At 71.2% G+C, this 21,177-nt stretch carries 13 protein-coding genes; 8 read left to right on the top strand and 5 right to left on the bottom strand.

Going from position 1 to position 21,177, the window contains the following annotated elements; translation table 11 throughout:
* Window positions 1–47: 47 nt before the first annotated feature.
* Window positions 48–3,572, bottom strand: coding sequence for a DNA polymerase III subunit alpha (gene dnaE / locus NE234_RS40110; RefSeq protein WP_252786381.1), 3,525 nt, complete (start codon window positions 3,570–3,572; stop codon window positions 48–50).
* 388 nt (window positions 3,573–3,960) lie between these two features.
* Between dnaE and NE234_RS40105 the strand changes: the two genes are divergently transcribed.
* A complete protein-coding gene (locus NE234_RS40105) occupies window positions 3,961–5,361 on the top strand; it encodes an amino acid permease (RefSeq protein ID WP_252786379.1) in 1,401 nt (466 codons plus the stop codon).
* A gap of 93 nt (window positions 5,362–5,454) precedes the next feature.
* Here NE234_RS40105 and NE234_RS40100 read toward each other — a convergent pair whose 3' ends face one another.
* Window positions 5,455–5,784 carry a chorismate mutase gene (locus NE234_RS40100; protein ID WP_252786377.1) on the bottom strand — a complete coding sequence of 110 codons (330 nt, stop codon included), beginning with the start codon at window positions 5,782–5,784 and terminating at the stop codon, window positions 5,455–5,457.
* A 71-nt stretch (window positions 5,785–5,855) separates the two neighbouring features.
* On the opposite strand from NE234_RS40100, the gene NE234_RS40095 reads away from it, so the two are divergent.
* The 5 genes from NE234_RS40095 (at window position 5,856) to NE234_RS40075 (ending at window position 13,049) form a co-directional block, all read left to right on the top strand.
* Window positions 5,856–7,313 carry a sigma-70 family RNA polymerase sigma factor gene (locus NE234_RS40095; RefSeq protein WP_406567133.1) on the top strand — a complete coding sequence of 486 codons (1,458 nt, stop codon included), beginning with the start codon at window positions 5,856–5,858 and terminating at the stop codon, window positions 7,311–7,313.
* Window positions 7,310–8,128 carry an AraC family transcriptional regulator gene (locus NE234_RS40090; RefSeq protein WP_252786373.1) on the top strand — a complete coding sequence of 273 codons (819 nt, stop codon included), beginning with the start codon at window positions 7,310–7,312 and terminating at the stop codon, window positions 8,126–8,128. The genes NE234_RS40095 and NE234_RS40090 overlap by 4 nt, the downstream gene beginning before the upstream one ends.
* 76 nt (window positions 8,129–8,204) lie before the next feature.
* Window positions 8,205–8,909 carry an AzlC family ABC transporter permease gene (locus NE234_RS40085; RefSeq protein WP_252786372.1) on the top strand — a complete coding sequence of 235 codons (705 nt, stop codon included), beginning with the start codon at window positions 8,205–8,207 and terminating at the stop codon, window positions 8,907–8,909.
* A 38-nt stretch (window positions 8,910–8,947) separates the two neighbouring features.
* The gene (locus NE234_RS40080; protein WP_252786370.1) at window positions 8,948–9,259 is read left to right on the top strand and encodes an AzlD domain-containing protein; all 312 of its coding nucleotides are present in this window, start codon (window positions 8,948–8,950) and stop codon (window positions 9,257–9,259) included.
* Between the two features lie 289 nt (window positions 9,260–9,548).
* A complete protein-coding gene (locus NE234_RS40075) occupies window positions 9,549–13,049 on the top strand; it encodes a bifunctional glycosyltransferase/CDP-glycerol:glycerophosphate glycerophosphotransferase (RefSeq protein ID WP_252786368.1) in 3,501 nt (1,166 codons plus the stop codon).
* 231 nt (window positions 13,050–13,280) lie between these two features.
* Here the strand turns inward: NE234_RS40075 and NE234_RS40070 are convergent, their stop codons facing one another.
* Genes NE234_RS40070 through NE234_RS40055 form a run of 3 tightly spaced genes read right to left on the bottom strand, consistent with a single transcriptional unit; the run spans window position 13,281 to window position 15,498 of the window.
* A complete protein-coding gene (locus NE234_RS40070) occupies window positions 13,281–14,210 on the bottom strand; it encodes an RluA family pseudouridine synthase (RefSeq protein ID WP_252786366.1) in 930 nt (309 codons plus the stop codon).
* Window positions 14,210–15,079, bottom strand: a complete 870-nt coding sequence (gene lspA / locus NE234_RS45115) for a signal peptidase II (RefSeq protein WP_305886747.1) — start codon at window positions 15,077–15,079, stop codon at window positions 14,210–14,212. The genes NE234_RS40070 and lspA overlap by 1 nt, the downstream gene beginning before the upstream one ends.
* 8 nt (window positions 15,080–15,087) lie before the next feature.
* Window positions 15,088–15,498 carry a TraR/DksA family transcriptional regulator gene (locus tag NE234_RS40055; RefSeq protein ID WP_252786466.1) on the bottom strand — a complete coding sequence of 137 codons (411 nt, stop codon included), beginning with the start codon at window positions 15,496–15,498 and terminating at the stop codon, window positions 15,088–15,090.
* 611 nt (window positions 15,499–16,109) lie between these two features.
* On the opposite strand from NE234_RS40055, the gene ileS reads away from it, so the two are divergent.
* Together ileS and NE234_RS40045 are read left to right on the top strand one after the other, a co-directional pair.
* Window positions 16,110–19,301 (top strand): isoleucine--tRNA ligase, encoded by a 3,192-nt coding sequence (gene ileS / locus NE234_RS40050; protein ID WP_252786363.1) that lies wholly within the window; start codon window positions 16,110–16,112, stop codon window positions 19,299–19,301.
* 737 nt (window positions 19,302–20,038) lie between these two features.
* Window positions 20,039–20,794, top strand: coding sequence for a DUF1707 SHOCT-like domain-containing protein (locus NE234_RS40045; protein WP_308206990.1), 756 nt, complete (start codon window positions 20,039–20,041; stop codon window positions 20,792–20,794).
* The last annotated feature ends 383 nt before the right edge of the window (window positions 20,795–21,177 follow it).

Raw genomic sequence — 21,177 nt, 5'->3', positions numbered from 1 at the left:
CCGGAGCCGGCCGCCCGGATCGGGGCCGGCCCGGCGAGCCGGTGGGGTCAGACCAGGCAGGCGGGGCCGAGGAGCTGCTTGAGATCACCCATCAGCGCCGGGGAGGCCGTGACCCGGAGCTTGTCGTCGAGGCGGACGACCGTGGTCCGCGGGCCGTTCTGCAGCTGCAGGTGGACCTCGGTCTGGCCCGGGTGGGCGCCCAGCACCTCCTTCAGGCCCTGGACGACCGGCGGGGTCACGCGGGTCACCGGCATCGAGACGGTGAGCGGCCGGCCCGAGTCGCTGACCGTCAGGTCCGGCTGGGTGACCTCCATCGCGATCAGCTTCGCGGTGTCCTCACGCTTGTCGAGGCGTGCCTTCACGATGAGGATGGCGTCCTCGGCGAGCAGCGTGGAGCACAGCTGGTACGCCGACGGGAAGATCATCAGCTCGATGGCGCCCTCGAGGTCCTCCAGCGTGGTCAGCGCCCAGGAGTCGCCCTTCTTCGTGACCTTCCGCTGCAGCCCCGAGACCAGGCCGCCGACGGTGACGATCTGACCGTCCGGCCGCTCGTCGGCGGTGAGGGCGGCGATCGAGCAGTCGACGTTGGCGGACAGGATGTGCTCGATGCCGAGCAGCGGATGGTCGGAGACGTACAGGCCGAGCATCTCGCGTTCGAAGGCGAGCAGGGTGGTCTTGTCCCACTCCCCCTCCGGGATGGCGATGTCGAACGTGGTGTCCACCACGTCGTCGCCCCCGCCGAACAGGGAGTCCTGCCCGATCGCCTCGTTGCGCTTGATGTCGATGATCGCGTCGATGGCCTGCTCGTGCACCATGACGAGGCTCTTGCGCTCGTGGTTCAGGCTGTCGAAGGCGCCCGCCTTGATCAGCGACTCGACGACCCGCTTGTTGCAGACCTGCGGCGGCACCTTGCGCAGGAAGTCCTGGAAGTCGGTGAACCGGCCCTTCTCCTTGCGGGCCTTGACGATCGCGTCGACGACGTTCTCGCCGACGTTGCGGATCGCCGACAGGCCGAACAGGATCTCGGTGTCGCCCTTCGGGGTGAAGTCCGAGTCGGACTCGTTGACGTCGGGCGTGAGCACCTTGATGCCCATGCGGCGGCACTCGTTGAGGTAGAGGGCGCTCTTGTCCTTGTCGTCCTTGACGGAGGTGAGCAGCGCCGCCATGTACTCGGCGGCGTAGTTGGCCTTGAGGTAGGCGGTCCAGTACGAGACCAGGCCGTATCCGGCGGTGTGCGCCTTGTTGAACGCGTAGTCGGAGAAGGGCAGCAGGATGTCCCACAGCGCCTTGATCGCCGCGGCGGAGAAGCCGCGCTCCTTCATGCCGGACTCGAAGGTGGCGTACTGCTTGTCCAGCTCCGCCTTCTTCTTCTTGCCCATCGCGCGGCGGAGCAGGTCCGCTTGTCCGAGGCTGTACCCCGCGACCTTCTGCGCGATGGCCATGACCTGCTCCTGATAGACGATCAGGCCGTAGGTCGTGTCGAGGATGTCCTTGAGCGGCTCTTCCAACTCCGGGTGGATCGGCGTGATCGGCTGCTGGCCGTTCTTGCGCAGCGCGTAGTTCGTGTGGGAGTTGGCGCCCATGGGGCCGGGGCGGTACAGCGCGAGGGCCGCGGAGATGTCCTCGAAGTTGTCGGGGCGCATCAGCCGCAGCAGCGAGCGCATGCCGCCGCCGTCCAGCTGGAAGATGCCGAGCGTGTCGCCGCGGGCCAGCAGCTCGTACGCCTTCTTGTCGTCCAGGGGCAGCTTCAGCAGGTCGAGGTCGACGCCCTTGTTGGCCTTGATGGCCTTCACGGCGTCCTGCATGATCGTGAGGTTCCGCAGGCCCAGGAAGTCCATCTTCAGCAGGCCGAGCGTCTCGCAGGTCGGGTAGTCGAACTGCGTGATGATGACGCCGTCGGAGTCGCGGCGCATGATCGGGATGTGGTCGGTCAGCGGCTCCGCCGACATGATCACACCGGCGGCGTGCACGCCGGTCTGGCGGATCAGGCCCTCCAGGCCCTGCGCCAGATCCATGATCTGCTTGACGTCGGCTTCTTCCTCGTACAGCTTGCGCAGCTCGCCGGCCTCGCCGTAGCGCGGGTGCTTGTCGTCGAAGATGCCCGACAGCGGGATGTCCTTGCCCATGACCGCGGGCGGGAACGCCTTGGAGATGCGGTCGCCGAGGGCGTACGGGTAGCCGAGGACGCGGCCCGCGTCCTTGATCGCGGCCTTCGCCTTGATGGTGCCGAAGGTGGCGATCATGGAGACCTTGTCGGCGCCCCACTTCTCGGTGACGTAGCGGATCGCGTCGGCGCGCCCACGCTCGTCGAAGTCGACGTCGATATCGGGCATCGACACGCGGTCGGGGTTGAGGAACCGCTCGAAGATCAGACCGTGCGGGAGCGGGTCGAGGTCGGTGATGCCCATCGCGTACGCGACGAGCGAACCGGCGGCCGAGCCACGGCCCGGGCCGACCGCGATCCCGTTGTTCTTCGACCACATGATGAAGTCGGCGACGACGAGGAAGTACGAGGGGAACCCCATCTGGCAGATGACGTCCATCTCGTACTCGGCCTGCTTGCGGTGCTCCTCGTCGATCCCCTCGGGGAAGCGCCGCTCCATCCCCTTCCAGACCTCTTTGCGGAACCACGACTCCTCGGTCTCGCCCTCCGGCACCGGGAACCGCGGCATGAGGTTGCGGTACTCGAACATGCCGGTGGAGTCGACGCGCTCGGCGACGAGGAGGGTGTTGCGGCAGCCCTCGGCCCAGATGTCGGAGGTGTCGAGCGCCCGCATCTCGTCGGCGGTCTTGAGGTAGTAGCCGGACCCGTCGAACTTGAAGCGTCCCGGGTCGGACAGCTGCTTGCCGGTCTGGATGCACAGGAGCGCGTCGTGCGCGGACGCCTCGGACTCCCGCGTGTAGTGCGAGTCGTTGGTGACGACCGGCGGGATGCCCAGCCTCTTGCTGATCTCGATCAGCCCGTCGCGGACCCGGCGCTCGATGTCGAGGCCGTGGTCCATCAGCTCCAGGAAGTAGTTCTCCTTGCCGAAGAGCTCCTGGTACTTGGCGGCGGCCTCCAGGGCCTTGTCGAAGTGGCCGAGGCGCAGCCGGGTCTGGACCTCGCCGGAGGGGCAGCCGGTGGTGGCCATGAGGCCGGCCGAGTGCTCGGCCAGCAGCTCGAAGTCCATCCGGGCCCACTTGCGGACGAACCCCTCGGTGTAGGCCCTGCTCGTCAGCTTGAACAGGTTGTGCAGGCCCTCGGCGTTGCGCGCCCAGATCGTCTTGTGGGTGTAGTGGCCGCCACCGGAGACGTCATCGCCCTTCTGGCTCGGCTCCCCCCAGCGGACCGGCTCCTTGTGGAACCGGGACGCCGGCGCGACGTACGCCTCGATGCCGACGATGGGGGTCACCCCGGCCGCGGTGGCCTGCTTGTAGAAGTCGTAGGCGCCATGGGTGTTGCCGTGGTCGGTCATCGCGATGGCCGGCATCTTCTGCCGCTCGACCTCGGCGAACATCTCCTTGAGACGGGCCGCCCCGTCGAGCATGGAGTACTCGGTGTGCACATGCAGATGCACGAACGAGTCACTCATGCGCGATGCGCCTCCTTCAGGCATGCGACGCCTCGCGTGCCCGGAGCACGCGCCGCGTCGAAGATCGTCGTCTGGGGGTGAGAGACCGGCCGGGGACCGGGTCCCCTGAGCCTAACGGTGCCAGAGTGATCGCCGGGGCCCGACACTCCGGATGCCCGGTTTAAACCCGTTGCCGGTCGGCCATACCTCTCCTCCAGGCGAGGCGCCTCCGGTCGCGGCCGGCGGTCCGGGCGGCGGCACTCACCTCACCTACCAGGGTGTACCGCATTTCGATCCCCGGGGCGACCGCACCCGCGTCGCGGCGCGAACACGCTGCGCGACCTTGTATGGTCAGTGACCGGAAAGCGGTTTTCGGGGGGAGCGAAACCCGCTGGAAATCGGAGGCCGCGTGTCGACAGCAGTGGACCACCAGGGCACCGCGCCCGGCAGCGAGGACGCCGGCTACGTCCAGTCCCTCGGGAACCGCCAGGTACGGATGATCGCCATCGGCGGCGCGATCGGCGTCGGCCTGTTCCTCGGAGCGGGCGGCAGGATGGCCGCGGCCGGACCGGGACTCGTCCTCTCGTACGCCGTCTGCGGCATCGCGGCCTTCTTCGTCATGCGGGCGCTCGGCGAGCTCGTCCTGCACCGGCCCAGCGCGGGCAGCTTCGTCACGTACGCCCGTGAGTTCATCGGCCCGTGGGCCGGCTTCGCCAGCGGCTGGATGTACTGGCTGAACTGGGCGATGACCGGGGTGGCCGAGACGACCGCGGCCGGCATCTACGTCCACAAGTGGCTGCCGCAGATCCCGCAGTGGGTCACGGCCCTCGTCGCCCTCGCCGTCCTCCTGGCGGTGAACCTCCTGTCAGTGCGGCTCTTCGGCGAGCTGGAGTTCTGGTTCGCCGTGATCAAGGTCCTCGCCATCGTCGTCTTCCTGTTCGTGGGCGTGGCGCTGGTCCTCACCGGCGCCGGCGTCGGCCACGACGGCCACGCGGGCCTGTCCAACCTCACCGCGCACGGCGGCTTCCTGCCGCACGGCGTGCCCATCGTCTTGATGAGCCTGCAGGCGGTCGTGTTCGCCTACTCGGGGATCGAGATGGTCGGCATCGCCGCCGGCGAGACCGAGAACCCCCGCAAGGTGCTGCCCGGCGCGATCGGCAGCGTCATCTGGCGGATCGGCGTCTTCTACGTCGGCTCGGTCCTGCTGCTGGCGATGATCCTGCCGTGGACGGTCTACAGCGCGAACGAGAGCCCGTTCGTCACGGTCTTCTCCCGGCTCGGCGTCCCCGGCGCCGGCGACATCATGAACGCGGTCGTGCTCACCGCCGCCCTGTCGTCCTGCAACTCCGGCCTGTACTCCACCGGCCGCGTCATGCGGGCCCTGGCCGTCAAGGGCGAGGCGCCGTCGTTCGTGGGCCGGATGAGCGGGCGGCACGTGCCGTACGGCGGGATCCTGTTCACCTCGATCGTGCTGCTCCTCGGCGTGGTCCTCAACTACGTCGTGCCGAAGATGGCCTTCGACATCGCCACCTCCATCGCCTCCCTCGGCGTCGTCGCCGTGTGGGTGACCCTGATCGGCTGCCAGCTCCGGCTCCGCTCCCGGGCGAACCGCGGGGAGATCGAGCGCCCGCCCTTCCGGATGCCATGGGCGCCGGTGTCGAACTGGGCCACGCTCGGCTTCCTCGCCCTGGTCGTCATCCTGATGGCCTTCGCGGACACGGCCAACAAGATCGCCTTCTGGTGCCTGCCCGCGGTGGCCGTCGTGCTTTTCGCCGGCTGGCGCGTCGTCCGCAACCGCCGGACGCCCTGACCCTGTTCGCGTCGGCCGGACCGGTGTAGCCGGTCCGCGGTGGCCGGGCCCGGCGTGGCCGGGCCGCGGTGGCCGGGCCTCTGCGGTCGGGCGTCAGGCCGAGGACAGGTCGCGGTCCTCGGCGGCCTCCAGGCCGGCCTCGATGACGGCCGTCATGATGCGGGCGAGCCGGTCGGCGCCCAGCCGGGGCGCGAGCGAGGCCATCGCCTCGACGATCTCGCGTTCGCGGCGGGGATCCCGGCCGGCGAAGCCGCCGACCGGTTTGAGCCGCTGCACGGTGGCCGCGAGCTCCGCCCGGCGCTCCAGCAGCGTCGCCAGTGCCGCGTCGATCCGGTCGATCGCCGCGCGTGCGTCGGGGATCGTCTCCGGCACGTCGTCGTGCGTCAGGGCCGCCAGAAGCGCCGCCTTGGCCTGCGGGTCCATCGAGATCTCCTTCCGGGGCGGGCCCGGGGCCGAGCCGCCCACTCACGGTGGATAAGCGAAAGGCAGAGCCCATGGGGCTCTGCCTCGGCCGGCTCGGGGGTCGTCGCTCAGGTCGCGTCGACCGGCTCACCCGGAGCCGGCTGCATAAACCCGAAATAACGACGATCCACGGGCCCAGGGTAACCGGGGCGGCCGGAGAACCGCCACCTTGCGGAATCCTCGTCTCGGTCAATGGGACGGAGAGCCCGCCGCGGCGAGGTCACCTCCGGGTACGAGCACAGCCCCACCGAGGCGAGGTCACCTCCGGGTACGGAGAGCCGAGCCCCGCCGGGGGTCACCTCCGAGTGTGGAGAGTCAAGCTCCTCCGGGACGGGTCCTCCGGGTACACCGGCGGCCTCCTCGCCGTGCGTCCCGGTTCTGTCGGAGGGCGGGCGTATACAGAGGGCGGTGTGGTCCCGCGGTGCCCGCCACGGCGGGTCACCGGTCACCCGGAGCGACGTACTCGAAGGGGCACCATGGGCACGGACAAGGCGGTCAAGGACGACTTCCTGCGGCAGGCGGCTCCGTACCGGCGCGAGCTGCTGGCGCACTGCTATCGCATGCTCGGCTCGGTGCACGACGCGGAGGACCAGGTCCAGGAGACCTACCTGCGCGCGTGGCGCTCCTATGAGGGCTTCGAGGGACGGTCCTCGGTACGGACGTGGCTGCACCGGATCGCCACCCGCACGTGTCTCACCGCCCTGGAGAGCCGTGGCCGCCGGCCCCTGCCGACCGGTCTCGGCGAGCCGAGCGCCGACCCGTACGACACGCTGGTCGAGCGGTCCGAGGTGCCCTGGCTGGAGCCGGTCCCCGACGCGATGGCCGGCGCGGAGCACGCCGACCCGGCCGCGATCGTGACCTCGCGGGAGAGCATCCGGCTCGCGCTGATCGCCGCCCTGCAGCACCTGCCGCCCCGGCACCGCGCGGTGCTCATCCTGCGCGACGTGCTGCGGTGGCGGGCGGCCGAGGTCGCCGAGGCACTGGGCACGACCACCACCGCGGTGAACAGCCTCCTGCAGCGCGCCCGCGCCCGGCTCGACGAGGTGACGCCGGCGCAGGCGGAGCTGGCCGAGCCGACGTCGGCGGAGGAGCGCGACCTGCTCGCCCGTTACGTCCGGGCGTTCGAGGAGTACGACGTCTCCGCCATCGTGGAGTTGCTCACCGCCGACGCCGTCTGGGAGATGCCGCCCTACACCGGCTGGTACCAGGGCCCGGAGGACATCGGCCGGCTGATCGGCGCGCAGTGCCCCGCCGACGGCCCGGGCGCGATGCGGCTGGTGCCGGTCCGGGCGAACGGCCAGCCGGCCTTCGCCGTCTACATGCGCGCGGCGGACGGCGCGCACCACGCCTTCGCGCTGCAGGTGCTCACGCCCACGCCCACCCGCGTCGCGCACGTCGTCATGTTCTTCGACCTGCGCCTTTTCCCGATGTTCGGGCTGCCCGCCGTGCTGCCGGCCGCGCCTGCGGGGCCGATAGCATCGGTGCCATGAGCCCGGAGGTCGCGCACTACCGGCGGCACCCGGCCGAGCCGGGCGTCGACCTGCTGAGCGCCCGTTACGTCACCCACCGCTACACCAGGCACGCGCACGCCACCTACACCGTCGGGCTGATCGAGTTCGGGGTGGAGGAGTTCGAGCACGCCGGGTCGATGCTGCGGGCGGCCACCGGCCAGGTCGCGCTCCTCAACCCGGAGGTCGTCCACACCGGGCACGCGGGCGTCCCCGAGGGCTGGCGCTACCGCGTGCTCTACCCCTCCGTGGACGTCGTGGCGCAGATCGCCGCCGAGCTGGGCGCCCCGCGCGGCACGCCGTACTTCCCCCAGACGATCGTGGACGACCCGGAGGCCGCCCGGCTGCTCCGCGCCGTGCACCACAGCGCCGACGGCGGCGACGCCCTGGCGGCGTCCTCCACGCTGCACCGGGCGCTCGCCGGCCTCCTGCGCCGCCACGCCGCCCGGCCGCCCGGGTCGGTCCCGCGCGGCGCGCCGCCACGGGCGGTCCGCGCGGCCCGCGAGATCCTGCACGAGCGGCTGTCCGACCCGCCGTCCCTGGACGACCTGGCCGCCATGGTCGGCACCGGCCGGTTCGCCCTGCTGCGCGCGTTCCGGGCCGCCTACGGGCTTCCGCCGCACGCCTACCTGACCAACCTGCGGGTCCAGCGTGCCCGTGCCCTTCTGGACGCCGGTGCCCGCCCGGCCGAGATCGCCGCCGACCTCGGGTTCACCGACCAGGCGCACCTCACGCGGCATTTCAAGCGGATCGTCGGCGTGCCGCCCGGCGCGTACCTGCTCGGCCGCCCCGCCTGACCGTCCCGCCTGGCCTCCCCGCGGCACTGCAATTTCGTGCAAGACCGGCCGATGTCCGGCTACCTACCCTTCGGGCATGGATTCGGAGAGACGCGCCGCCGTCCGCGACGGGCTGGGCGTCGGTCTGGCCGTCGGCCTGTCCGGGCTCGCCTTCGGGGCGGCCGCGGTCGCGGCCGGGCTCGGCGTGGCGCAGGCCTGCGCGCTGAGCCTCGTGGCGTTCACGGGAGCGTCGCAGTTCGCGCTGGTCGGGGTGGTCGCCGGCGGCGGCAATCTGCTCGCGGGGGCCCTCGGCGCGATGCTGCTGGGCGGCCGCAACGCCCTGTACGGCCTGCGCCTGGCGCCGACGCTCGGCGCGCGCGGGTGGCGACGGCTGCTGACCGCCCACCTGGTCATCGACGAGACGACGGCGGTGGCCACGGCCCAGCCCGGACCCCGGTCGGCGCGGGCGGGCTTCTGGGCCACGGCGATCAGCCTCTACCTGACCTGGAACCTCGCCACGCTGTTCGGCGCCCTCGGCGCGGCCCGGCTGGGGAACCCGGGGACGTACGGCCTCGACGTGGTCGGCCCGGCGGCGTTCCTGGCCCTGCTGTGGCCCCGCCTCGTCGCCGGCGGCACCGAGCGGGTCGTCGCCCTCCTCGCGATGGCCGTCGCGGTCGCGACGACGCCGCTGCTGCCTCCCGGCGTGCCGGTCATGCTGGCGGCGGTCGCCGCCCTGGCCGGGGTCGTACGGCGGCGCCGCACCCCTCCGGCCCGCCGGGCCGGGGAGCTCTCGAAGGCCTAGCGCGAAGATTCAGAGAAGATTCAGAGGAAGGGGAAGCCATGGCCGTCTGGATCGCGGTCGTCGCGACCGGGATCGGCTGTTACGCCCTCAAGCTCGCCGGGCTGGTGGCCCCGCAGCGGGTGCTGGCCGACGAGCGCGTACGGCGGTTCACCGCGCTGGTGCCGGTCGCGTTGCTGACCGCGCTGGTCGCCGTGCAGACCCTCGCTCACGGGCGCGTCCTGGAGCTCGACGCCGCGCGACTGAGCGGGCTGGCCGCCGCGGTCGTCGCCCTCCTGCTGCGCGCGCCGTTCCTCGTGGTCCTGGTGGCCGCAGCCGCGGTCACCGCCGGGCTCCGCGCGTTCGGCGTCTGACCGCAATCTCAACAATGTGATCTCGGGAACAGGATCTTTGTGCGTGCCGAGTCGCCGACAGAGATCATTCCAAACGGCCGGATCGACCCGAAAGCCGGATACACTCGGCGATTCGTCCTAATCGCCAGGTAGTAGTCGATCTCCGGCTATTCGCCCTGCGTCGCGCGCACGGTGACCACGCGGTTAAGATCGATCCGCTTAGGTCAACTCAGCGTGAATAATGAGATGCGCCGCCGTCCCCCGGCCACGGCACCCGCATCGCCGGCCACGGAGTCAAGAGGTTCTGCTGGTGTCACCCAAACTCAGCGTCGTCGTCCCCTTTTTCAACGTCGAGCCGTACATCGAGGCGTGCCTGGAATCCATCGCCCGCCAGACGATGCGCGACCTCGAAGTGATCATGGTCGACGATGGTTCTCTGGATGACAGCACCGTGATCGCCAAGGCGTTCACGGTGCGGGATCCCCGGTTCAAACTGGTCCAGCAGGAGAACCAGGGACTCGGGCCCGCGCGCAACACCGGCACCGCCCACGCGTCCGGTGAGTACATCACCTTCGTCGACAGCGACGACATCGTCGCCCGCTCGGCGTACGAGCTGCTCGTCGGGTCGCTCGACGAGACCGGCTCGGACCTCGCGGCCGGCAACGTCATGCGGTTCAACTCCGGCCGCGTCTGGCAGGGCTGGGCGCACGCCGAGCCGTTCCGCAAGACCAAGCAGAGGACCCACGTCACCGCCCAGACCAACCTGATGCAGGACCGCATGGTCTGGAACAAGGTGTTCCGGCGGTCCTTCTGGGACGCCAAGGACCTGCGCTTCCCGGGAATGCTCTACGAGGACTCCCCCGTGATGGTCCGCGCGCACGTCCTCGCGTCCTCGGTCGACGTGCTGCACCCGCACGTCTACTACTGGCGGCAGCGCGACTCCGGCGAGCTGTCGATCACCCAGCGCAAGGCCGAGCTGGCGAACCTCGAGGACCGCATGCTCTCGGTGCAGCAGGTCCACGACTTCCTCCGCGAGCACGCGCCGCAGCTGAAGGCCATCTACGACGGCTACGCCCTCGAGGTGGACCTGCGCGTCCTCGTCGAGTCGCTGCTGACCGCCCCGGACGGCGACCAGAAGCGCATCCTCGAACTCGGCCAGGAGTTCCTCCGGGACGTGGACCCGTCGATCCTGGAGAACCTCAAGGTCTCGCACCGGCTGGGCTACCACCTGCTGGGCCGGGGGATGCTGCCGCAGCTCATCGAGGTCCTCAAGTTCGACCGGAGCGAGAAGTGGCGCATGGAGGTCGTCCGCCGCGGCCGCCTGCGCCCCCGCTACTACGCGAAGTACCCCTTCTTCGAGGACGCCTCCCTCAACCTGCCCACGAGCCTCTACGACATCGGTGAGGAGCTCGAACTGCAGGCCGGCGTCGACGACGTCACGTGCCAGGACGGCCGGCTACGCATCGACGGGCACGCCTACGTCAAGCACCTGCCGATGACGTCCGAGAGCCGGCTCGACGTCTGGCTGGAGCACACCAAGTCCAAGCGGAAGATCGAGCTTCCGGTCACGCGCGTACGGCGGCCCGACGTGACCGCCGACTCCGGACAGGGCGCCGTCAGCTACGCCGACTCCGGGTTCCGCGTGGACATCCCCCTCACCCAGCTGCGGATCGACTCCGCCTGGAAGGCCGCCGACTGGCGGATCCACGTCGCCGTGAAGACCGGCGGCCTCCGCCGCACCGGGACGATCGGCAAGCAGGCACCGGGACGCGCCACCTGGACCCCCATCGCCGAGGTCGGCGACGGCGCCCGGGTCCAGGTCACCAAGTCGAACTCCGACGCGATCGTCGTCCGGGTCAAGCGGCCGACCGTGATCGTCACCGGCCAGCGGCTCGACGGCGACACCGCCGAGATCACCGGGTGGATCGACGGAACTCCCGGGACCTGCGCACTCCAGCTGACGCGCCGCCAGGGCGTCCGGGCCATCGAGTTCCCCGTTCGCACCGAGCCGGCCGCCCCCGCCGGCGGCACCTCCTTCACCGCGCGCATCCCGATGGACCAGCTCGCCGAGGACCTCGACCTCGTCGACCGCGTCGTCAACGTCGCCCAGGTCGGCGAGGGTGTCCAGTGGGACGTCTCGCTGATGGTGGACGGCAAGGCGCGGAAGCTCGCGATGAACGACGACGTCGCCGCGGTCCGGCACGCCTTCGGCAGCCGCGAGGTCACCGTCACCCGGACCCGGTACGGCAACCTGACGGCCGTCGAGCGCTCCAGCCGCCCCGTCGTCGACCGGACCGAATGGCTCCCCGACGGCCGGCTGCGGCTGTCCGGAACCGCCGCCGAGCGTCCCCCCGTGCTCATCCTCCGGCACCGGCGCGTCAGTCACGAGCACCGGTTCCCGCTGTCCTGGGACGGTGACCGCTTCACCGTCGAGTTCACGCCGGGCAGGATCGCCAAGCTGGCCGGTGAGCTGCCGCTCGCCAGCGGCAACTGGGCGTTCGTGGTCAACACCCCGGCCGGCGAGGTCCCCGTGGTCATCGACCGCCTCCGCCTCGCCGACCTCACCACCCCGCACGTCCTCGGGGACCACCAGTTCCGGCTGGCGTCGTACCAGACCGACGCCCTGCAGCTGAAGGTCGCCGCGGCCCTCACCGACGACGAACGCGGGCGCTACGCGCAGCGGATCATCCAGGAGAACGACTACCCGGCGTTCCGGACCGAGCCGCTCCGCGACCTCGTCGTATTCGACTGCTACGAGGGCGCGCAGTACTCCTGCAGCCCCCGGGCGGTCTACGAAGAGCTCGAACGCCGCGGCGCGCCCTTCGAGTACGTCTGGGTGACCAAGGACGGGCAGTTCGAGGTGCCGGGCAGCGCCCGTACGGTGCTGGTCGGCAGCCGCGAGCACTACCGCGCTCTCGCGCAGGCACGCTTCGTCTTCGGCAACTACGGCCAGTTCCCCTGGTTCGACAAGCGGGACGGCCAGGTGTACGTGCAGACCTGGCACGGAACGCCGCTGAAGAAGCTGGCCTACGACCTCAAGGAGATGCCCTACCAGCGCACCGAGACGCTGGACTGGATGGAGCGCGAGGTCCCCCGGTGGGACGTGCTGCTGTCCCCCAACCCCTTCACGACTCCGATCATGCGGCGTGCGTTCGGGTACCAGGGGGAGATCCTCGAGTCCGGATACCCGCGCAACGACCTCCTCAAGAGCCCTCGCCGCGACGAGGTCGCCGAGTCCGTCCGCCGGCGCCTGAACATCCCCGCCGGGAAGACCGTCGTCCTGTACGCCCCGACCTGGCGCGACGACTACCACATCGCGGCCGGCAAGCGCGGCTTCTCCCTGCAGCTCGACATCGAGCGGGCCCGCGCGGCCCTGTCGGAGGACCACGTCCTGCTCGTCCGGACGCACTACCTGATCAGCGACCGGACCTGGTCCCAGATGGACGACTTCGTGATCGACGTGTCGTCCTACCCGGACATCACGGACCTGTACCTGGTGGCGGACGTCCTCATCACCGACTACTCCTCGGCGATGTTCGACTTCGCGGGCACCGGCAAGCCCATCCTGTACTTCACCTACGACCTGGAGCGTTACCGCGACCACGTCCGCGGGTTCTACTTCGACCTCGCCGCCGAGGCCCCCGGACCGCTCCTGCAGACCTCCGACGAGGTGATCGAGGCCCTGTTCAACCTCGAGACCGTGCACCGGCGGTATGCCGACGCCTACGACGCCTGGGTCCAGAAGTTCTGCCCGTGGGACGACGGCCACGCCGCCGCCCGCGTCATCGAGCACGTCATCGAGCGCTCCTGAACGGTGCCGGCATGGCGCCCGCTCACCGAGAGCGGGCGCCATGCCGGATCGTGCTCGCCTCGTCCGCGCGGCGGGCGGGTGTCGTACCAGAGCGCCCCTGTTACGCCCGCGCGGTGGGCGAGCGTCGCGCCGTATCGCGCTCCCGCCCCCCGCGGCGGGCAGGTGCCGCGCCGACCACGCTCGCTTCGCCCGGGTCGTGGGCGGGCGCCGCGCCGGGGCGCGGCGGGCCGCTCAGGACTCCGCTCTGACCGCGTCGAGGGCGTGGGCGAGGTCGGCGGGGTAAGGGCTCTCGAACTCCACCCAGTGGCCCTGGGTGGGGTGTTCGAAGCCGAGGCGGACCGCATGCAGCCACTGGCGGCGGAGGCCGAGCCGGGTGGCGAGCGTCGGGTCGGCGCCGTACAGCATGTCGCCGACGCAGGGGTGGCGTACGGCGGCCATGTGCACGCGGATCTGGTGGGTGCGCCCGGTCTCCAGCTTGATGTCCAGCAGGCTCGCGGCCCGGAACGCCTCGATCGTGTCGTAGTGGGTGACCGAGGGCCGGCCGCCCGCCACCACGGCGAACCGCCCGTCGCCGGACGGGTGCCGGTCGATCGGCGCGTCGATGGTGCCGCGCAGCGGGTCGGGGTGGCCCTGGACGAGCGCGTGGTACCGCTTGTCGACGGTCCGTTCCTTGAACGCGCGTTTCAGGCGGGAGTAGGCGACCTCGCTCTTGGCGACGACCATCGCCCCGGTCGTGTTGGCGTCGAGCCGGTGGACGATGCCCTGGCGTTCGGCGGCGCCGCTCGTGGCGACCGTGTGCCCGGCGCCGAGCAGGCCGCCCAGCACCGTGGGCCCCGTCCAGCCGGTCGTGGGGTGGGCGGCGACGCCGATCGGCTTGCTGACGACGACGATGTCGGCGTCCTCGTACAGGATGGACATGCCGGGCACCGGCTCGGGCTCGGGCATCGGCGCGGACGGCGGAGCCGGCAGGGTCACCTCGAGCCAGGTGCCGGCCTGCATGCGGTCGGACTTGGCCGCGGCCCGGCCGTCGACCAGGACGTCACCGGCCGCGATGACCTCGGCCGCGCGGCTGCGCGACAGCCCGAACAGCCGGGCCAGGGCGGCGTCGAGCCGTTCCCCCTCCAGGCCGTCGGGCACGGGAAGGCTGCGGTGCTCGCCCATCAGTGCTTCGCATCCGGGACGGAGGAGCCCTTGCCGGCCGGGCCGTCGCCCTCCGGCGCGCCGCCTTCGGCGGGCGCGGCCTCGTCGCGGGGCGCGGCGGGAGCGGGCGGGGCGGCCTCATCGCGGGGCACGCCCGGCGCGGCCGAAGCGGCCTCGTCTCCTGGCGCGGCCGGAGCAGGCGGCGTGACCGGAGCGGCCTCGTCGCCCGGCGCGGCCGGAGCAGCGGGGGTGGCCGGAGCGGTGGACTCCTGCTCCGACGGGGCGTCGGCTCCCGGTGCGGTCCCCGCGCCGGAGCCGCCGGTCCTCGCGGGGGGCGCCCCGGAGGCGGCGGTCCGCGCGGCGTCGTCCTTGTCATCGCCGTCGCGGTAGACGGTGCCGTCGACCTGCAGTCCGCGGGAGGCCAGGATCACGGCCAGCGCCCCGCCGCACACGATCGCCGAGTCGGCCAGGTTGAACACGGGCCAGTGCGGCAACTCGATCCAGTCCACGACGTGACCGCGCAGCGGCCCCGGCGACCGCAGCATCCGGTCGGCGAGGTTGCCCAGCGCCCCGCCGAGCAGGAGGCCGAGGGTGATGGCCCACGGCAGGCTGCGCAGCCGCCGGGCGTACCGCAGGATCGCCACGACCACACCGGTGGCGATCACGGTGAAGACGTAGGTCATGCCGTTGCCGATGTTGAAGGCCGCCCCGCTGTTCCGGATCACTCGCAGGGTCAGCAGCCCGCCGAGCAGCTTGATCGGCGCGTGGTCCTGCAGGAGCGCCACGACGATGACCTTGCTGATCATGTCGATGGCGAGGGCGGCCGCCGCGACGGCGACGAGCACGCTGACGCGCCGCGGCGGGGCCGCGGCTCCTTCTTCTGGGTTCATGGCGTCGCTCAGCGACGCTCCTCGCGCTGTTTGCATCTCACACATAGGGTCGCACGCGGAAAAGCCTGCAAGCGCGCCTTGCCGATCGCCTGCCCGCAGGACTCGCACACACCATAGGTTCCCTGGTCGATCCGGACGATGGCGCGTTCGTTCTGGGCGAGCAGGTCACGGGCATTGTAGGTGAGCGCCATCGCCTGCTCGCGCTCGAAGGTCTTCGCCCCCGCGTCGGCCTGGTCGTCGCCGGCGCCCTCGGCGGCGTCGTTGATGCGCTCGGCGATCTGCGACTCCGCCGTCGCGATCTCAGCGGTCAACTCCCCCATCTCCGTCTGCAACCGGTCGCGGACCTCGGACAGCTCGGTGCTGGTCCACAGGTCCTCCCCCTCGCGGACCGGAAGCCGCTGCGCGGTGGCCGTCGAGATCTGCTGTGTCTTGGCAGACCGGCGTCGTGTCCCGGTGCGCGATGTACGGGGCGCCTCGGCTGTGCGATTCTTATCTTCCGCACCAGTGGTACCGTCCATGTGGGCCCCCTCGCGCTGATCTTGTTTTCCGGCAGTGCGGGCAGCATAGGTCGCGGTTCGCCAGACGGCAAATGACCAGCGGTTGTCACACTCCGCATATCACCCATTACGCCATCGGAGCGTCACTTCACCCTGGCGTGTCATTACCAGCGCTTGACCCCCCGGGGCCGTCCGAAACCTCCTCGTGCCCACCTCCGCTCCGTATTCGGGAAGAAGGCACCCGCCCCGGTGCGTTATCGTCGCTATCGGCAAGGCGTTGATGGGGACACCTGCCGCCGTACGCAGCCATGAGCGACCCGGAGACGGTGCGAGTCCGGGGGTGGGCGCGGCGGTCTGATCACCCCTGAGCCGTCGGCAGAACGGCCACGTGGCCAAGTAGATCCGGCAGCCGACCGTAATGAGCGGGTCGTTCCCTGGTTCCCTGGAGCGGCCAAGGAGGGTGGTACCGCGGGGCTCGCCGCCTCGTCCCTCCGGTCCACGTAATGGTTCGTGAACGCCGGAGGTGCACCCGAATGCCCGACGAGCCGCAGGTCACGCCCGAGAGCGGGCGCGGCAGGCTGCGTACCCTTCCCGCGCAGGTCGACCTTCCCGCGCTGGAGCGCGAGGTCCTTGCCCGGTGGCGGCAGGGCAAGGTCTTCCAGCGGTCCCTGGAGCAGACCGAGGCCGGCCCGCAGTGGGTCTTCTACGAGGGGCCGCCGACCGCGAACGGCATGCCCGGCGTGCACCACGTCGAGGCGCGCGTGTTCAAGGACCTGTTCCCGCGCTTCAAGACGATGAAGGGCTACAGCGTCCGCCGCAAGGCCGGCTGGGACTGCCACGGCCTGCCCGTCGAGGTGGCCGTCGAGAAAGAGCTCGGCATCTCCGGCAAGCGCGACATCGAGTCGTACGGCGTGGCGGAGTTCAACGCCCGCTGCCGTGAGTCCGTGCTGCGCCACGTCGACGCCTTCGAGGCGATGACCGAGCGCATGGGCTACTGGGTCGACCTCGCCCAGGCCTACCGCACGATGGACCCCGACTACGTCGAGGCCGTCTGGTGGTCCCTCAAGGTCGTCTTCGACAAGGGCCTGCTCGTCCGCGACCACCGCATCAGCCCGTACTGCCCGCGCTGCGGCACCCCGCTGTCCGACCACGAGCTCGGCCAGCCGGGCGGGTACGAGACGGTCACCGACCCGTCGGTGACCGTACGGTTCCCGATCACCGAGGGACCGCTCGAGGGCGCCGACCTGCTCATCTGGACGACGACCCCCTGGACGCTGGTGTCCAACACCGCCGTCGCCGTGCACCCGGACGTGACGTACGTCGTCGCCGCCCGGTCCGGCGAGCCGGGCCGGGTCGTGGTCGCCGAGCCGCTGTTCGCCCGCGTCCTCGGCGAGGGCTGGCACATCCTGTCCCGCGTCCAGGGCTCCGACCTCGTCGGCACGCCGTACCGCCGCCCCTTCGACTTCGTCGACATCCCCGACGCGCACCGCGTGCTCGGCGCCGAGTTCGTCACGACCGAGGACGGCACCGGCCTGGTGCACCTGGCGCCCGCCTTCGGCGCCGACGACTTCGCGGCCTGCCGGGCGGCCGGCATGCCCGTCGTCAACCCCGTCAACCCGGACGGCCGGTTCGACCTGTCGGTGCCGCTCGTCGGCGGCGTCTTCTTCAAGGAGGCCGACGCGCGCCTCGTCGAGAACCTGCGCGAGCGCGGCATCCTCTTCCGCGTCGAACGGTACGAGCACAGCTACCCGCACTGCTGGCGGTGCCACACGCCGCTGCTCTACTACGCGCTGCCCGCCTGGTACATCAGGACCACCGAGATCAAGGACCGGCTCCTCGCGGAGAACGAGCGCACCAACTGGTTCCCGGCCACGATCAAGGAGGGCCGGTACGGCGAGTGGCTGCGGAACAACGTCGACTGGTCGCTGTCGCGCAGCCGCTACTGGGGCACCCCGCTGCCGATCTGGCTGTGCGAGGACGACCACGCCACCTGCGTCGGGTCCCTCAAGGAGCTCGGTGAGCTCGCCGGGCAGGACCTCAGCGCGCTCGACCCGCACCGCCCGTACGTCGACGACGTCGCCTTCGCCTGCCCGGAGTGCGGCAAGGAGGCCCGCCGCGTCCCGGACGTCATCGACGCCTGGTACGACTCCGGCTCCATGCCGTTCGCCCAGTGGGGCGCGCCGCACCGGCGGAACGAGGTCTTCGAGGCCTCCTACCCGGCGCAGTACATCTGCGAGGCCATCGACCAGACCCGTGGCTGGTTCTACTCGCTGATGGCCGTCGGCACCCTCGTCTTCGACCGCTCGTCGTACGAGAACGTCGTCTGCCTCGGCCACATCCTGGCCGAGGACGGCCGGAAGATGAGCAAGCACCTCGGCAACGTCCTCGAGCCGATCCCGCTCATGGACAAGCACGGCGCCGACGCCCTGCGCTGGTACATGGCCGCGGCCGGCCAGCCGTGGGCGGCCCGCCGGGTCGGCGACGCGGCGCTCGAGGAGATCGTCCGCAAGATCCTCCTCACCTACTGGAACACCGCGTCGTTCTTCGCGCTGTACGCCAACGCCGCAGGCTGGACGCCGGGCGCGCCCGCCCCGGCGTACGCCGACCGGCCGCTGCTGGACCGGTGGGTGCTGGCCGAGCTGCACCGTACGGTCCGCGAGGTGGACGGCGCCCTGGAGGGCTTCGACACCGCCGCCGCGGGACGCCGCCTCGCGGAGTTCATCGACGACCTGTCGAACTGGTACGTCCGCCGCTCCCGGCGCCGGTTCTGGGAGGGCCCGGAGCAGGACGCCCCCGGGGAGAACGCCGCGGCCTTCGCCACCCTGTACGAGTGCCTGGAGACGCTGACGCGGCTCATGGCGCCGATCGCGCCGTTCGTCACCGACTACGTGTGGGACGTGCTGCGGCGCGACGGCGACGCGGACTCGGTCCACCTGGCCTCGTGGCCGGAGGTCGACGAGACGCTCCTCGACCCGGAGCTGTCCGCCCGGATGGCCCTCGTCCGGCGTCTCGTCGAGCTCGGCCGGTCCGCCCGCGCCGCGTCGGGTGTCCGCACCCGCCAGCCGCTCGGCCGCGCGCTGGTCGGCGCCGCGGGCTGGGCCTCGCTCCCCGACGAGCTGCGCGCCCAGATCGCCGACGAGCTCAACGTCCAGGGCTTCGACACGCTCGCCTCGATCGGCGGCGAGCTCGTCGAGTACCAGGTCAAGCCGAACTTCCGCGAGCTCGGCAAGCGTTTCGCCAAGCAGACGCCGAAGGTCGCGGCGGCCGTCACCTCGGCCGACCCGGCCGGGCTCGTCCACGCCCTGCGCGACTCCGGTACGGCGGCCGTCGACGCGGCCGAGGTCGGCAAGGTCGACCTCACGCCCGACGACGTCATCGTCACCGAGCGGCCGCGCAGCGGCTGGGCGGTGGAGAGCGCCGCCGGGGAGACCGTCGCGCTGGACCTGACCGTCACGCCGGAGCTCCGCCGCGCCGGCCTCGCCCGCGAGGTCATCCGGCTCATCCAGGACGCCCGTAAGAACAGCGGCCTGGACATCTCCGACCGGATCGACCTGTGGTGGCGGACCAGCGACGCCGAGCTCGCCGACGCACTGCGCGGGCACGGTGACGAGGTGGCCGGCGAGGTCCTCGCGGACAGCTGGCAGGACGGCGAGCCGGACTCGGACCTGCCGGCCTTCCGGGACGAGGAACTGCGCCTGACCTTCTGGCTGCGCCGGTCCGCCTGACCGGCGCTCCGGCCGTCGTCGCCTCTCCGAACCGCCGTCCGTCCACCGCCATCCCGGCGGAACGGACGGCGGTCCCCGCGCGGTACCGCACCACGGACCCGAACCCCAGGAGCCGAGCGGGCCCGAGCCCGACCGCGCAGGACCGAGCCCGACCGAGCGGGACTGAGCGGGTCCGGGCCCGACCGGGCGGGAGCGGGCGGGACCGGGCAGGTCCGAGCGGGACCGGGCAGGTCCGAGCGGGACCGGGCAGGTCCGAGCGGAACCAAATGGAGTTGCGTCGGACCGGGTCGAAGCCGACCGGGCGAAACTACGCCAAGCCGAACCGGACGAGACCGCGACGAGCGGTCACCGACCCCGCTGCACAGGGACCAGCTATCCTCGGCCATCGCGTAATCGTCATCGCCGCCGACCATCAGGCTGGGCTCGATGGCGAGCCGGCTGCCAACCCTGCGGGATGTGCTCCGGCGGCATCCAGCGCTCGCGAGATGCTGAAGAGCGCCCGATGCCCGAATCGCCCTTGCACCCGGATTACCTCGATCCCGCCGATCAGGCCAGGTCGAGCAGGACCGCACCAGGTCGAACCGAACCTAGGCGGGCAAGGGCCGCGTCGGGAAGCCAGGGCGGCGGGCAACCGGCCCGAGGCGAGGGCCGGGTCAGGATCAAGACGGCGTGGCTAAGGCCGGGCCGCGGGAAAGGCCACGCTGGCCTCGGTCCGGTCGGTGCGGAATGATGCTTGCGTGGACGTTCCCGACAAGCCCGTGGAGGTCGATCCGAGGCTGATGCGCGCCTCGGACGCCGACCGTGACCGGATCGCCGACCAGCTGCGAGAGGCCCTCGCGGAAGGTCGCCTCACGGCGGAGGAACACGCCGAGCGCCTCGACATCGTCTACCAGGCCAAGACGTATGCCGAGCTGGCACCGGTCGTCGCGGACCTCCCCGGCGCAGGCGCTCCCGCGCCCGCGGCACCGCAGCCGGTGCGCCACGACCTGCCCGCTCCGCAAGCGGGCTCACCGAACCTGGTGGCGATCCTGAGCGGCGCCGAGCGCAAGGGCCGTTGGCTCGTCGAACCACACACCAACGTCGTCACCGTGCTCGGCGGCGTAGAGCTCGACCTCCGCCAGGCCGTACTGGCCCAGCGCGAAGTCACCATCAACATCACGGCCGTTCTCGGCGGCGTCTCGATCACCGTTCCGCCGGGCGTGCGCGTGCTGAACTCCGTGACCTCCGTGATGGGCGGCTGCTCCCTGCCGTCCGACGACACGGTAGGCCCGGACGCGCCGGTGATCCGGCTGACGGGCATGGCGTTGCTCGGCGGGATCGACGTCAAGCGACTGAACGCGGACGCAACCATGGACTCGGCGGCGATCGTCGGTCGCGACTTCCACGCGCGGCAGCGGAGCCTGCACCGGGAGTTCCGCGAGAAGCAGAGCGCGGTGCACCGGGAGTTCCGGGAGCAACAGCGAGAGCTGCGCCGGCAACGGCGAACCCGCTAAGCCGCCTCCGCAGAGGGCCTTCAGCGGCTTCGCAGGAGGTCTTCCGCGGACTCTTCGGGGGCTTCGCGGAGAAGTTTTTGCAGGGGACCCGCAAATGAGGCCTTCGCGCGCGAAGGTAGCCCTCGCAGGGGGCCTGCACAACGGCTTCACGGGGAGCCTTCGCCGTGCGCAGTCCTCCGGGCCCGGTCGACCTCACGACGTGATCATTGGCGTTCACTGAGTTCTAGACGGCAGCATCCGCCAATGATCAAGGACCGTGACGACGACGCCTGAAAACTGGACCAGTGGCGACGCGTGAAAACGGACCCACCTCGAGCCCTTTGGGGCTAGTGGAGAGGGGTGCTGAGCGTGGAGGACTGGGCGGAGATCCGCAGGCTGCATCG

It is taken from the genome of Actinoallomurus rhizosphaericola, assembly GCF_024055675.1.
GTDB classification, from domain to species: domain Bacteria; phylum Actinomycetota; class Actinomycetes; order Streptosporangiales; family Streptosporangiaceae; genus Actinoallomurus; species Actinoallomurus soli.
Note: the sequence above shows the minus strand (reverse complement) of the source record. Positions and strands in the feature narration are given on the sequence as shown.

Excerpts from the sequence above, each read along its gene's own strand:
- dnaE (WP_252786381.1), bottom strand. The coding sequence starts at position 3,572 with ATGAGTGACTCGTTCGTGCATCTGCATGTGCACACCGAGTACTCCATG.
- NE234_RS40100 (WP_252786377.1), bottom strand. The coding sequence starts at position 5,784 with ATGGACCCGCAGGCCAAGGCGGCGCTTCTGGCGGCCCTGACGCACGAC.
- NE234_RS40095 (WP_406567133.1), top strand. The coding sequence starts at position 5,856 with ATGGGGCTCTGCCTCGGCCGGCTCGGGGGTCGTCGCTCAGGTCGCGTC.
- NE234_RS40090 (WP_252786373.1), top strand. The coding sequence starts at position 7,310 with ATGAGCCCGGAGGTCGCGCACTACCGGCGGCACCCGGCCGAGCCGGGC.
- NE234_RS40085 (WP_252786372.1), top strand. The coding sequence starts at position 8,205 with ATGGATTCGGAGAGACGCGCCGCCGTCCGCGACGGGCTGGGCGTCGGT.
- NE234_RS40080 (WP_252786370.1), top strand. The coding sequence starts at position 8,948 with ATGGCCGTCTGGATCGCGGTCGTCGCGACCGGGATCGGCTGTTACGCC.
- NE234_RS40070 (WP_252786366.1), bottom strand. The coding sequence starts at position 14,210 with ATGGGCGAGCACCGCAGCCTTCCCGTGCCCGACGGCCTGGAGGGGGAA.
- lspA (WP_305886747.1), bottom strand. The coding sequence starts at position 15,079 with ATGAACCCAGAAGAAGGAGCCGCGGCCCCGCCGCGGCGCGTCAGCGTG.
- ileS (WP_252786363.1), top strand. The coding sequence starts at position 16,110 with ATGCCCGACGAGCCGCAGGTCACGCCCGAGAGCGGGCGCGGCAGGCTG.